At 39.3% G+C, this 12704-nt stretch carries 13 protein-coding genes and 2 pseudogenes; 14 read left to right on the forward strand and 1 reads right to left on the reverse strand.

All coding sequences use genetic code 11. The features are described from left to right. The first annotated feature begins 43 nt into the window (after nt 1-43). From IGK53_RS01700 to IGK53_RS01715, 4 genes and pseudogenes are all read left to right on the forward strand, one after another. Nucleotides 44-2179, forward strand: coding sequence for a HelD family protein (locus IGK53_RS01700; protein ID WP_002329630.1), 2136 nt, complete (start codon nt 44-46; stop codon nt 2177-2179). 173 nt (nt 2180-2352) lie between these two features. Further along, nucleotides 2353-2862, forward strand: coding sequence for a hypothetical protein (locus IGK53_RS01705; protein WP_430604922.1), 510 nt, complete (start codon nt 2353-2355; stop codon nt 2860-2862). After that, nucleotides 2859-4163: pseudogene (locus IGK53_RS01710) on the forward strand (glycosyltransferase family 2 protein). The gene IGK53_RS01705 and the pseudogene IGK53_RS01710 overlap by 4 nt, the downstream one beginning before the upstream one ends. Before the next feature lie 107 nt (nt 4164-4270). After that, a complete protein-coding gene (locus IGK53_RS01715; protein ID WP_002329628.1) occupies nt 4271-5128 on the forward strand; it encodes an LPXTG cell wall anchor domain-containing protein in 858 nt (285 codons plus the stop codon). A 110-nt stretch (nt 5129-5238) separates the two neighbouring features. Here the strand turns inward: IGK53_RS01715 and IGK53_RS01720 are convergent, their stop codons facing one another. Continuing rightward, entirely contained in the window at nt 5239-5559 is a 321-nt protein-coding gene (locus tag IGK53_RS01720; RefSeq protein ID WP_002329627.1) for a putative heavy metal-binding protein, read from the reverse strand. 152 nt (nt 5560-5711) lie between these two features. Between IGK53_RS01720 and dhaM the strand changes: the two genes are divergently transcribed. From dhaM to IGK53_RS01770, 10 genes and pseudogenes are all read left to right on the forward strand, one after another. Next, entirely contained in the window at nt 5712-6107 is a 396-nt protein-coding gene (dhaM, locus tag IGK53_RS01725) for a dihydroxyacetone kinase phosphoryl donor subunit DhaM (RefSeq protein ID WP_002304157.1), read from the forward strand. Then, on the forward strand, nt 6082-7092 hold the full coding sequence (gene dhaK, locus IGK53_RS01730; protein ID WP_002329626.1) for a dihydroxyacetone kinase subunit DhaK: 1011 nt from the start codon (nt 6082-6084) through the stop codon (nt 7090-7092). Before dhaM ends, dhaK begins: the two co-directional genes overlap by 26 nt. Nucleotides 7093-7120: 28 nt before the next feature. After that, on the forward strand, nt 7121-7726 hold the full coding sequence (gene dhaL / locus IGK53_RS01735; RefSeq protein ID WP_002315957.1) for a dihydroxyacetone kinase subunit DhaL: 606 nt from the start codon (nt 7121-7123) through the stop codon (nt 7724-7726). 125 nt (nt 7727-7851) lie between these two features. Next, entirely contained in the window at nt 7852-8511 is a 660-nt protein-coding gene (locus tag IGK53_RS01740) for a glucose-6-phosphate 1-dehydrogenase family protein (RefSeq protein ID WP_002292583.1), read from the forward strand. Nucleotides 8512-8891: 380 nt separating this feature from the next. Then, entirely contained in the window at nt 8892-9413 is a 522-nt protein-coding gene (locus IGK53_RS01745) for a hypothetical protein (RefSeq protein WP_002329625.1), read from the forward strand. Further along, nucleotides 9413-10776: pseudogene (locus IGK53_RS01750) on the forward strand (DUF2974 domain-containing protein). Before IGK53_RS01745 ends, IGK53_RS01750 begins: the two are co-directional and overlap by 1 nt. Before the next feature lie 16 nt (nt 10777-10792). Continuing rightward, nucleotides 10793-11104, forward strand: coding sequence for a hypothetical protein (locus IGK53_RS01755; RefSeq protein WP_002292588.1), 312 nt, complete (start codon nt 10793-10795; stop codon nt 11102-11104). Between the two features lie 18 nt (nt 11105-11122). Next, nucleotides 11123-11386 carry a hypothetical protein gene (locus tag IGK53_RS01760; protein ID WP_002329623.1) on the forward strand — a complete coding sequence of 88 codons (264 nt, stop codon included), beginning with the start codon at nt 11123-11125 and terminating at the stop codon, nt 11384-11386. A gap of 418 nt (nt 11387-11804) precedes the next feature. After that, nucleotides 11805-11915 carry a cadmium ABC transporter ATPase gene (locus IGK53_RS01765; protein WP_162499746.1) on the forward strand — a complete coding sequence of 37 codons (111 nt, stop codon included), beginning with the start codon at nt 11805-11807 and terminating at the stop codon, nt 11913-11915. Between the two features lie 60 nt (nt 11916-11975). Continuing rightward, nucleotides 11976-12635 carry a Crp/Fnr family transcriptional regulator gene (locus tag IGK53_RS01770; RefSeq protein WP_002292592.1) on the forward strand — a complete coding sequence of 220 codons (660 nt, stop codon included), beginning with the start codon at nt 11976-11978 and terminating at the stop codon, nt 12633-12635. Nucleotides 12636-12704 lie beyond the last annotated feature (69 nt).

Genomic DNA, 12704 nt, shown 5'->3' on the forward strand with positions numbered 1-12704 from the left:
AAACTAATCGGTTCCACCACTTTAAAAAAAGAGGAGAATGTGTATGGTCAACACACAAAAGCAGTTAGAAGAAGCATATCTGAAGAACGTGTATCAAAAGCTAATCGATAAAAGAAACGAACTGCGTGAATCGATGGATACGGCAAAAGTAGAAGGAAACCAGTCGCTGAAAGAAATGGCTGGCGAGCTTCGATTGAATTTTGACAGTTACTTAGATAACCTGGATACTTTTTCGATGATTGAAATGAAAAATAGAGAAACCGATCAGATGAATATCAAACAGAAAAACGCAGAAAATCAGCTAGCAAAGATCGAACGTTTATTGAAAAGTCCCTACTTTGGAAAAGTCGTTGTAGACTTTCTGGATAATGAGCCAAAAGAATCCTTTTATAACGGTACAGCAAATTTCACAGATGATGCAGATGAAAATCTTGTTTATGATTGGCGTTCACCAATTGCCGAACTTTTTTACAATAACATGATTGGCCCATCTTCTTATACGGTTCGTCAAAATAAAATCGATACGGTTATCAAAGAAAGACGTCAATTTATTTTGGAAAGAGATCGTTTGGTCAAGTTTTTTGATACGTCTGTAGCTATCCAAGACGATGTGTTATTAGAAGTGTTAGGTCAAGATGAGACCAATGAAATGAAGGCTATCACTGCTACGATCCAATCGGAACAAAACACAATCATTCGGGATGTGAAAAGTCAAAATATCTTGGTAAATGGCGTAGCAGGAAGTGGTAAAACCTCTGCTATCATGCAGCGTATTGCGTATCTGCTCTATTTATATCGAGATACGATGACGTCTGATGACTTGCTGATTCTATCACCTAATCATCGGTTCATCGACTATATTTCGAATGTCCTACCATCATTAGGCGAAAGAAATCCACTGAATCTAACCATCTTGCAGTTAGTTTCACAGCTTTCAGCAGAGGAAATAGAAGGTGAAGAAGCTTATTTCAAACGTATCACCAAAGAAAATGTATCAGAGCAAGCAGAACACTTGCGTAGTAAAGAGTATATTGATGATCTAAAACGATCAGATCCTTTGTTTCTAGATCATCCTGATTTTATCCGTGGACTTACTAAAAATGGAAAAACAGTTCTTTCTAAAAAAACGATCGAAAAAATATATGAGAAAGTCCCTGCTCATCCTAAATTGATCGATAGGCTTCAAGCAACGAAAAAGGCACTGATGAGCGAATGGAAGAATCATCTTTTGAAACAAGCAAAAAGTCCTGCTGTGCAGAATCAGGTACTCTCGTTGACAGAAGATAGGCAGTTGAAATTATTCGGTGAATTGATTTCTGATGATTCGGAACAAAGTATCGCAGTTTATGCAAGGAAACTTTTACAAAAAAACTATCGAAAAATAACCAGACAGATTGAAGAAATGGCATGGGTGGATGAGCACCGATTGTTTGAAAGAATTTATGAAAAACGATATGGCTCAGCTTATGTTTGGCAACACACACGTACTGTTGATGAAGCAGTCATTTTATTAGCTATTCATCATTTGCTTGTTGAAAAGGTAAATGTACCAGCGTTTCGCTATCTATTGATTGATGAAGTACAAGATTATACCCTGGCACAATTAGGTCTATTGATCGAATTATTTCCAAAAACTCACTTTACTTTAGTAGGTGACGAGAATCAAGCAATCTTTAATTCTTCCACTACTTTTGCTGATATTATGCGTTGTTTCGACGACTACCATCTGCCGATCCATCGGTATGATCTTAGAAATAGTTACCGTTCTAGCGGAGCAATCACTGAGCTTTTCAAAACCTATGCTGTGGATCAAGAGAAGATCGACATCGTATCGATCCGACCGCAAGGAAAAGAACCCGAATACCGCTCTTTTCGATCCTCTGAAGAATTGTTGGAAATACTAGCTGAGATTTTGGCTTCTCTAAAAGGAGAAAAAGCGGCAATTATCACCCAAACAGAAGAGGAAACCCAAACGCTACAAGAATCGATTAAAAAAAGTTCATATGGATTAGAAAACTGCCAGATCATCCCTTTGAGTCTAGCAAAAGGACTGGAATTTGATCATGTAATCTTGTATCCATTTGAAAACGATAGAGATGAGCAAAGAAGACGCAGACAAATGTACACGGCGATATCTAGAGGAATGAAAAGCATTGTCGTATTGGAAAGAGAAACATAATTAAGAGATAAAAAAATAAAAAGAATAACTGATAAAAAGAACAAAATATTTTTCATTTGCCGATGAGAAATGTTTTGTTCTTTTTCTTAGGAAAAATTTAGGAACACTTTATGTGAAAAGAAATGAAAAGTATGGTAAACTCCTACGTCGTAACAAAAATGTGAGGTGAGGATATGAAAAAAGTAACAAGAGAAGAAGTTGCATCGATTTTGGTAAAAAATAAGTATTTTTCAAAAGGTAATTATTGGTTAAAAATTTGGCAAACGCTAGTGGCTCTTTTGGGTTGGATGATCGTTGTTCTTCCTTTTATATGGGTGTTTTTTCCATTGACGAGACCAGAAAGAGCCAAAGATTTTTACTTGTACGCTTTTTTATTGGAAAAGAAAATGCTGTATTTCTTCATCGGCTTTTTTGCATTGATCTTTTTCAGCTTCCTGATTATCTCATTTGTGTTGACTAGATGGAACAATCGAAATTTGTATAGAAAAGTAAATAAGTCTTTTGAATATGAAGATGAAGAATTGAAAAAAAGACAAGAATTACTTGAAGAAATGTATACGGAACGTTTTGGAACAAAAGAAGAGAGAGAAACGGTCCGTTTTTATTCTGTCTCCGAAGAGAAAAATCTAGATACGACACTCATTGCAGATTTGTATAAAGAAAATGGGGTGGAACTGAAATGACCTCAATCACTCATACAGGTAATCAATTCCTAGATACTTGTTTGTCTATCATGTATTTTTTTCTCGTTTCTTACCCGATTTTAGGCGGATTTGCATGGTTTATTGGTGTCTGGTGTTATGTTTTTTTATACAAACATAAACAAAAAGAATGGGTAGATGTTCCATCGGGTGTCGAACCGTTCATTACGATCATGGTGCCAGCCCATAATGAAGAGATCGTGATCGAAGATACGATCGAGTATTTGATGACGAAATTGAATTATCACAACTATGAAGTATTAGTGACCGATGATGGTTCAACGGACCAAACACCAGAAATATTAGCCAGACTGATGAAAAAATACGCTAATCTTCGTGTGGTTCGGATCGAAAAAAATAAAGGGAAAGCCCATGCGTTTAATATCGGACTTGCCTTTGCAAAAGGAAAATTGATTTTAAGCAATGATGCAGATACGGTACCGGAGCCAGATGCACTGAACAGGTATGTGAATTATTTCATTCGCCCTGGTGCAAGACATATTGCTGCGGTCACTGCAAATATGGATGTCCAAAATCGTACCAAGTTGATTGCAAAATCGCAAACGGTTGAATTCTCGAGTATCGTTGGTATCATCAAACGAACACAGTCAGCTGTTTTCGGTGGCCTTTATGCGTACAGTGGGGCAAATACGATGTATCGAAAAGAAGCCTTGATCGATGTGGGCGGATTCAGGCAAGATCGAGCGACAGAAGACATCAGTATTGCGTGGGATCATCAGTTGAATGATTGGGTATCTGTTTTTGCTCCTGGGATCATCTTTTTCATGGAAGTACCTGTGACGTTGAAGATGCTATATCGACAAAGAAAACGTTGGGCAAAAGGTGGAACAGAAGTCTGGCTGACGAATTTCAAAAAAGTGATGCTCCATCCTTTTGAACATATCGGAAGAACGATCATCTTCATTGATCAAACATAGAGTATTGTCTGGTCAATATTCTTTTGTATTTCCGTGATTCTTTTTATTGGATTGATTGGGCATTATGTGTACCAAGGAAACTATGAACAGATCTATGTCACTTTTACATTCAGTTTTGTGTTCATCTGCTTTGAAATGGTCGCAGGATTTTTCCAGTTGCTAGCTTCGCTGATTGTAGATGATCGACGAAGAAAATTGAAATATCTTCTTTTCGCGCCACTATATATGCTTTTGTTCTGGATAGTGAACGCGATAACGATCGTGACGACTTTCATTCCAGCAGTCAAAACGATTTTAGGTTATGGAAGCGGGACATGGAAAAGTCCGGAACGTACAAAAAAATAAAAGATGCACCGTTTTTTAGACAAACAGCCTGTTGTGTTTATGGTTCTTCCAATCATTTTTGCTTATAATAAGAAATTAGTTAAAAAGTAGTAAGGATGGGAAAAGTGATGAAAAAAAGAATGAAGCCGTTGATCTGGCCGATTGCTGTTTCCGGTATTTTCTTCTTCGGACACACAGCTTTTGCAGAAACTTCTGAACCTGCTCAAACAGAGCCTTCAACAACTATAAGCTCTTCTGATGCTGAAAACGGAACCTCGGAAACAGAAATGACTTCCAATGTACCGACAGATAACTCAGGAGAAACGATTTCGTCTTCAGAAGATACATCAACGAATAGTTCTACCTCTTCTGACCAAATCGATCATTTGCAAGACTTGGAAAATAAAAGAAAAGAACTCGAAGAAGCATTAGAAGCTGCAAAAAACAAATTGAAAGAAGACCAAGCAGCAATCGATCAAGATTTAGCTGATCTTAAAAATAAAGCGGGAAATGACCGTGCACAACTTGAGAAAAAGCTTGCTGAAGCGAAAGCAAAAGCGGAAGCTGTCCAAAAAGATCTTGACGGGAAGATCCAACAAGCAAAAGAGTTCAATCAACAATTAGATCAGGTTGCTCAAACAGCTTCTGGAAAGCTAAGTCAAACTCAAGCGGATATCACAGCGGCCAGTCAAGCGATCCATGGAAAGATCAGCGAAGCGCAAACAGTTGCTAATGATTTTGAAGCAAAAAAAGCAGACTTAGCAGCTAGTTTCCAACGAATAAAAGATATTTTGCATTCGGCAGGAGAAAAATCAGTGGCCTCTGGAACCACGACAGAAACAGTTCAGCAAACGACAGAGCCATCCGAATCAACAAGTCAGACTTTACCAAAAACAAATGAAAAAACAGCTTCTGTCAATTATTCCTTCGTAGGCACAGGTGTGCTAGTTGCAGCAGCTTACGGAATCATTCGCAAAAAGCAATAAAAAAGAGAGAATGGGAAGGTAGTGAACCTCGAAGTTAGACTGAAAAATCTAACTCTTGGGTCCCACTACATGTCCCATCTCTTTTTATTTATTAAGACAGCTATTCCTACTTATCTTGTGGAGACAGCTGTTCCACTACATGTGACCATTAGCATGCCATTGTCGCTGCCTAATACTTCGTAGTCCATTTTTACGCCAATGATCGCATCAGCTCCTAATGCTTTTGCACGTTCGGCCATTTCCTCAAGGGCTTCTTCTCTTGCGCCCATTAGTTCATTTTCATAACTTTTTGAACGGCCGCCAAAGACGTTTCGCAAACCAGCCCCAAAATCTTTCAATACATTGATCCCAGTAATAACTTCACCAAAAACGATTCCTTTATAAGCTACTACGGTTTTTCCTTCCACACTATTCGTGGTTGTTGTAATCATTCGATCACTCCTCTCTTTAATGAAAGTATAACAAAGTTCAAGATGCGCAACACATATTTTCCCAAAATTAGGAATTTATTATATACTTGAATTGTTCATTAATGAAAGCGAAACCAATCGTTAGCAACTATGTAAAAGAAAGGAAGATTCTTGTGAAAAAGAGTATTTTGCTTATTTCTCATAGTCAAAAAGTAACAGATGGTATTAAAGAAATGATTGAGCAGATGCAAAAATCCGAAGAGGTGCAGATCTTTTCTCTCGGCGGAATAAATGGCGAGATCGGTTCAGACCCGATGAAAATCGTAGAAGCTGTCAATGAATCAAGTGATGCAGCTAGTTATTTTGTTTTTGCGGATATCGGCAGCGCGGTATTGAATTCGGAATTGGCAAAAGACATGTTGGAAGAAGAACAGCAGCAACGTTATCATCTGGTGGATGCGCCTTTAGTGGAAGGAGCTTTTGCAGCAGCCATCACTGCCGGTATAACGGATGATACTCAGCAAATCTTAACAGAAGCACAAAATGCCGGAAAGAAAGGATGGGAATAAATTGAAAAAAATCATGAATGATCCAAGCAATATTGTCGAAGAAATGTTGGAAGGATTAGTAAAAAGCTATCCAGAACTTGTTCATCGTGTAGAATCTTCCCGTGTTGTAGCCAAGAATCAGAAAGCAGAACAAGTTGGTTTGGTTTCTGGTGGAGGAAGCGGACATGAACCATCCCATGCCGGGTTTGTAGGGGAAGGAATGTTAAGTGCAGCGGTGCTTGGTGATGTGTTTACTTCTCCAACTCCAGATCAGATTCAAACGGCTATCAAGGAAGCGGATAGTGGAAAAGGAGTTTTACTAATCGTTAAGAATTATACAGGGGATGCATTGAACTTCGATATGGCAAAGGAACTAGCTGCTATGGACGATATTGAAGTAGAAAGTGTGATCGTAGATGATGATATCGCCGTTGAAAATAGTACGTATACTGCTGGAAAACGCGGAGTCGCAGGTACTGTCCTTGTACACAAAATCGTGGGCGATGCAGCAAGAAACGGTGCTTCCCTAGCAGAGTTGAAAGAATTGGGAGAAAAGGTCGTACAGGCAACTAAGACGATCGGTGTAGCGCTTCGAGCAGCAACTGTACCAGAAGTAGGGAAACCAGGATTCGAACTAGGAGAAGATGAGATCGAGTACGGTGTTGGTATCCACGGTGAGCCAGGCTATCGTCGAGAAAAAATGCAGCCTTCTAAAGTACTGGCAAAGGAACTTGTTACTAAGATTTTAGATGATTACTCGAATTTGCCAAAAGAAGCAGGTGTATTCGTCAACGGAATGGGCGGGACGCCTTTGATGGAACAGTTCGTATTCATGAATGATGTTTTAGCTCTGTTGGAAGAAAGAGGCGTCAATGTAGTTTTCCGAAAAGTCGGTAATTTTATGACCTCACTAGATATGCAAGGCCTTTCTCTGACGCTGATCGACTTGACGGAGACGCAATGGAAAGATTCTTTAGAAAGCAATGTACAGACGATTTCATGGTAAGACAATCTCAAGATAAAAGGGTGATAATATGAAACTAACCGTTCAAGAAATCCAAGAATGGCTCTCACAATTTGCAGAGGCAATCAATCAGAACAAACAATATCTCAGTGATCTAGATACCCCGATTGGCGATGGAGACCACGGAAATAATATGGGAAGAGGGGTTTCAGCTTATGAAGAAGCTTTTCAAACCGATCATCCTGAAACAATTAGTGATACATTCAAAGTATTCTCTATGGCGATGATATCGAAAGTTGGTGGTGCTTCTGGTCCGTTATACGGATCTGCATTCATGAACATGATGAAAGCGACAAAAGAGGTCGATTCTATTGATTCTCAAGAAAAATTAGGAGAAGTGATCGAGCAGGGAACAGCGGGTATTCAAAGCCGAGGAAAGGCAGAAGCTGACGATAAAACGATGTTAGATGTTTGGCTACCAGTTACAGAGGCATTGAAAGCAGGAAATCTAACAAAAGAAATCATTGAACAGGCAAAAGAACACACCAAAGACTTGGTAGCTAAAAAAGGACGAGCTTCCTATCTAGGAGAGCGTGCAATCGGACATATCGACCCGGGAGCTGCTTCCAGTGCCATTTTATTTACGACACTACTCAATGTGATCAAAACTTCATGACCGTTCCTGTAAATGGAAACAGAGGCTGAACTCGAAAAGCAAGCAGTTGCTTTTTCGATTCAGCTTTTTTACAGTTGTTTCTTTTAAATAAGATAGTTAAAATAAAAAAGAAAAGAGGGAACAAAATGGATCTAATGAAAGAAGACTATCAGTTATTTGACAGAGACAATTATGCATTCAAACAACTCAAAGAAATACATACACCAGATGAAGTCGAACAAATCAAACAAGAATACAAAGCACATTGGCAAAAATGGAAAGAGATCCAACTCCAGACTGCTGCACTTTTGCCTGATACGTATGGCATGAGCAAACCTAAAATCGAGAGTTGGACGAATGGCTGGAATTTACGCAGTCATTTTTGGAGCGCGTACCGAAGCGAATCTCGTCAAGACGAGAATGCCTGTCTAGCAGTTTTGTTGAATCAAAAACAATACCAAATCTATTTGATGTATCAGCACTATAAAAGTGACACGAGAGAAGGAAGCGTTGAAGGATACAATCAATTGCTATCTTTACTGCAGGAATGGAGTACTCAGGTAGCGATTGAAGAATATTATATCTGGCCTCAGCCTGAAAATGAGCTGGAAGATCATTTGCCTTTATCCGTTTATTTATCAGATAAGAGCAAGCAAGAAGAGCTGCGAGAGACAATGGGCAATCGAACCTTCCAACTTGGCAAACTGTTTTTTTCTCCAAATGAATACACAAACATCGAAGAGAAAACTGCTGAGGCGCTCAAAGAACTAGCGCCATTGTATCATGCGATAAAAAATAAGTTATGAAAAAGCTGATTGCGTTGCGTACTAAATAGATGGCACATCATCGAATCCACTGCTCTCATGATGCAACATAAACAGACACCTGCAAAAAAATGATTTTTTCGCAGGTGTCTGTTTGGTTTTTCCATCAGCCAAATCAGAATAAAAATTTAAACAAATTTAAAAACATAACGGTTAACGAACTCTAAAAAACGACGATTACTTGCATCCTGCTCATTCTTTTGTATATATGTTTCGATTTACATAACAGAAAAAATGAAAAAATATTCATTTCGTTATCAAACAAGGAAAAGTAAGAAAAAGGCTTCTTTTTTCACTGATAAGCCTATGGTAAAATCCATTTAAAGCGTTTTCTTTACGAAGAGAAGTAAGAAGGAGCAAGCATGAAAAAAATCATTTTCAGAGGAGTCATCGTCATCATCGCACTGAGTATAGGAGGGAAAATATTGATGGATAGAAGAGAAAAAGACAATGAAGAACTGCGTACCATCCAAACCGATCTGGCAAATTATTTGTATAATCATTATGAGATTTATACAAAAGATAAGGACAAAATCGATGAAGCAGATAAGAAATACAATGGTGGTAATGGAACAATAACAGATGACGAATACTTAGAGAGTTTAAAAAATGCTAGGCAATATTTCAACATCGAAAAAATAGAATTTACAGGTTTCTCTGTAACCCCTATGAAATCTTTAGAGGTACACTTCGAAATCAATGACCTGCTTTCCCACACTGCGACATTAGGAGTAAAGTCTGCAGAAACAGGTCAGTGGATCTATAGGATTGATAGTGGTATAGAAAAACAAGGGCAAGATCATTATCTCAGTAGAAAAGACCAAGAGACCAATAGGAGCATACCCATGAATATCGTCACATTCTATGATGGGGGGATCGACTGATGAATCAGAATCGAGTTTTTTCAGAAACAGTTTATCAAGTAGAAGTAGGAAAAATTAAAAATGGTGATAGAACGGGGAAACGCAATGAATATTTAATTCTTGATACGGTAAACACCGACAAACATACGATCGGAAAAGAAAAAACACCAAAGAAAAACGGTATGCAGGCCATGGTCGTGGCTGAAATCAAGGATAAATACAAAGGCTATGATAAAGATGATTTGAAAAAGCAAGCCGACTACCCCAAATCGGTCATCAAAAAAGACCTGACCATCGCCTACGCGGGCACTAAAAACTGGCAGGACTGGAAAACGAACATCCGAGAAGTCGGCTTTGAGGACAAACACGACAACGGCGCCTTCCAGTCGGCTTTAGCGTATGCCGATGCAATCGAAAAGACCTATTCTGTCAAAGACGGCTACACCATTTCCACGACCGGTCATTCTTTAGGTGGAGCGCAGGCAATCTATGTCGCTGTTTTAAAAGGTTATCACGGATTTACATATGCAGCGGCAGGCCCAGGCTTGAGTGAGAAGCAGCTCATGAATTATGAAGGGCAGATCATCAATCTGTATGACACTTCAGACATCGTGACTAGTGGCTGGCTGACTGGCGGGAAAGGCCAACTGCCATTTCACAGTTTCGGAATCGACAACGCCGGCTGGAAAAACTATGGACACGATCTAAATCAGTTCAATCTCGACAAAAACGGGAATTACATCGATAAATATGGCGATATCGTCATCTATTCCGACCAACATGGAGGGGTCGCCCTCGAAAAGACCTTACTCGCCCAGCAAATCATCAAAAACAAAGCTATGATCCGTCAAATGGAGACATATGGCGAAAAAAATCAATGGGAGAAAGATCGGATCAGTCAACTGAAAGAAGAAAACAAGTGGCTCCAGCTACAAATCAGTGCTTTCTCCAAGCTAGTGACTTGGCGGAAAAGATTCACAGCGAGCAGCGGCGGTTTATCGACTAATGAACAGATCTATTTAGACGACCAGCAGGCGCTGATGATCGTGAAACATGCGGCTTCCGTCTTCAATCAAGCGATGGAACAAGTGCTAGTCATTTACCAGCGTGGGATTCGTGATTTGGAACAGCTGTGGCCAGATGGTCTTGCGATGGTCCGCAGACAGACACCGCTTTTGTCTCAGAACGAAATGCTCGATGCTCTGCGAGAAGTCGGTTGTACAAAGCAGACGATCGTTGATGAACCTACGCAGGAATTCCGGGAAAAAAAATCTTCAAAATCAAGCAGCTTTCAGCAGAATTCTCTACCTTGGCAAAAGAGATCGAAGCGAAAATCAATGAGCTGGTCCAACGTGATCGGGACTTGGCACGACAATTATTTTAAAACAAGGAGTAGTGAGATGGAAAAAGAAAACCAGATTCATGAAACATACCGAAAAGAACGACTGCAGCTAGAAGATCAGGAAGATCAGCTCAGACAGATGCAAAAGAACATGCAGCAGCTGGCAGAAACGACTTATTCCAATATACGTTTTTCGGTGCGTTCCTTTGAATGCTCGAAGGATTCTTTGTATTTTGCACAAAAAGAACTCAGACGTTTAGAAGAGAGGTTCTCTCATGAATTGATGCAGAAACGAAAAAAAATCTATGATCAGCAAGATGAAGTCGAACGCCGTTATCGTGCTGATCTGCAACGATTAAACAAAAAGTAACAGGAAAGGAGATAATAAGTGATCGTTCTAGAGGAAAAAATTTGGGAAGACTACCAGAAAGAGATACAAAAAATCTCAGCAAGATCTTTAGGGATTGCGATGACTCAAGACAAAGTCACGAAATGCAAAAAGGCGAAACAAGCCGCAGAGGTGGAAGCAAGCACGGCAAAAAAAGCGGTATCCTCTGCAACGACTGGATTGGAAAAAGCAGTAAAGGGTCGTTTCGGCAAAAAAGTAACAGCGGCATTTAGTAAAAAAAGCCGAATGTTAGTAAGTTTTTAGAAAATCAGCTACAGTAATAAAGAGGTTGTGAAAAAGCTATTCTGCATCAAGCAGTAAGAACAAGCAGAGAAAAATAGCTTTCCATATTTTTCATCTGATTGGGCTTAGTATCGTAGATGCAAGCTTTTGAATACCGTTTAAGGAAGAGGTTGTGAACTTGCCGTTTAACCCTGAGTCACAAGGAACAATTTCAAAAAACAGCTTCTCATGTTTGATGATATTGTGACTTGTACCCGAGGAGTTGGCAGGAGAACACCGTTTATTCAAAAAATAGGAGTTGTGACAAGGCGTTTGTCACAGCTCCTATTTGACATAAGCGGCAATTTTCAATTTTACTTGTAGATAGTATCAAAAAATGATTTTAGGACATAAAACACTCATCACCATTATTACCGAGAGTCTGATCCTGGTGGCCGAGATGGCAAGCGGTATGCTTTTCCATGAAATGAGTATTCTGATCGTGGTCATAAACGGCATGTGTCTGCTTACTTATCGCACAAAAAGAAAAATCTTGATACAAATCAATTAACCAAGTTAAAAGAACAAGTAGAATAACAAACAAGGAAGAAATCCAAAGGAGGAATCTGCTATGAGACATGAAGGATTGTGTGTTTCACTCGTTCCATTATTCAATCATCTCGAGATAGAAGATCAGCAAAAAATCCACTCGCTAGTGACACACAGAAAAGTGGAAAAAGGAGAACAGATTCTTGCGCCGAATGGAGAGTCTCAATTAGTGATCGTGGCTTCCGGCAGTATGAAAGTGTATCAATTATCTGCTAGCGGAAAGGAACAGCTTTTACGAGTAGTAGAGCCGGGCGGATATGAGGGAGAGAGCCAGTTGCTAGGCGTTCCAAATGAGTCTTTATTTGGCGAAGCACTAGAAAAAACGGAAATTTGTGTATTGAGACAAAAAGATTTCTCGGAACTTTTACTGCATTATCCCGCCCTTAGTCTGAAACTTTTAGCAATCAACGCTGAGAAATTAACAAAAGTACAGCAGCAGACAACTTTTTTGATGATGGAAAAAGTAGAAGAACGAGTCGCTGTCTATCTGCTTGATTTAGCTAAAGCGACAGGGAAGAATCACTTTTTCCTGCCAATGAAAATGAAAGAACTTGCTGCATTTATCGGTACGACCCCCGAAACTTTATCTAGAAAATTTAAATTATTAGAGGAGAATGGTTATGTAAAAAGAGAGAATCGGGAAGTCTGGATCATTGATAAAGAGCAGTTAGAAGACTTGTAAATACAAAAATGACCTCCAAATGTTGGATTTTTGATCCCAATTTGGAGGCTAGTATGAAATTGAACATGC

It is taken from the genome of Enterococcus sp. DIV1224 (genome assembly GCF_050555455.1).
In the GTDB taxonomy this organism is placed as follows: domain Bacteria; phylum Bacillota; class Bacilli; order Lactobacillales; family Enterococcaceae; genus Enterococcus_B; species Enterococcus_B lactis.

Excerpts from the sequence above, each read along its gene's own strand:
- IGK53_RS01700 (WP_002329630.1), top strand. The coding sequence starts at position 44 with ATGGTCAACACACAAAAGCAGTTAGAAGAAGCATATCTGAAGAACGTG.
- IGK53_RS01705 (WP_430604922.1), top strand. The coding sequence starts at position 2,353 with ATGAAAAAAGTAACAAGAGAAGAAGTTGCATCGATTTTGGTAAAAAAT.
- IGK53_RS01715 (WP_002329628.1), top strand. The coding sequence starts at position 4,271 with ATGAAAAAAAGAATGAAGCCGTTGATCTGGCCGATTGCTGTTTCCGGT.
- IGK53_RS01720 (WP_002329627.1), bottom strand. The coding sequence starts at position 5,559 with ATGATTACAACAACCACGAATAGTGTGGAAGGAAAAACCGTAGTAGCT.
- dhaK (WP_002329626.1), top strand. The coding sequence starts at position 6,082 with ATGCCGGAAAGAAAGGATGGGAATAAATTGAAAAAAATCATGAATGAT.
- dhaL (WP_002315957.1), top strand. The coding sequence starts at position 7,121 with ATGAAACTAACCGTTCAAGAAATCCAAGAATGGCTCTCACAATTTGCA.
- IGK53_RS01740 (WP_002292583.1), top strand. The coding sequence starts at position 7,852 with ATGGATCTAATGAAAGAAGACTATCAGTTATTTGACAGAGACAATTAT.
- IGK53_RS01745 (WP_002329625.1), top strand. The coding sequence starts at position 8,892 with ATGAAAAAAATCATTTTCAGAGGAGTCATCGTCATCATCGCACTGAGT.
- IGK53_RS01755 (WP_002292588.1), top strand. The coding sequence starts at position 10,793 with ATGGAAAAAGAAAACCAGATTCATGAAACATACCGAAAAGAACGACTG.
- IGK53_RS01765 (WP_162499746.1), top strand. The coding sequence starts at position 11,805 with ATGGCAAGCGGTATGCTTTTCCATGAAATGAGTATTCTGATCGTGGTC.
- IGK53_RS01770 (WP_002292592.1), top strand. The coding sequence starts at position 11,976 with ATGAGACATGAAGGATTGTGTGTTTCACTCGTTCCATTATTCAATCAT.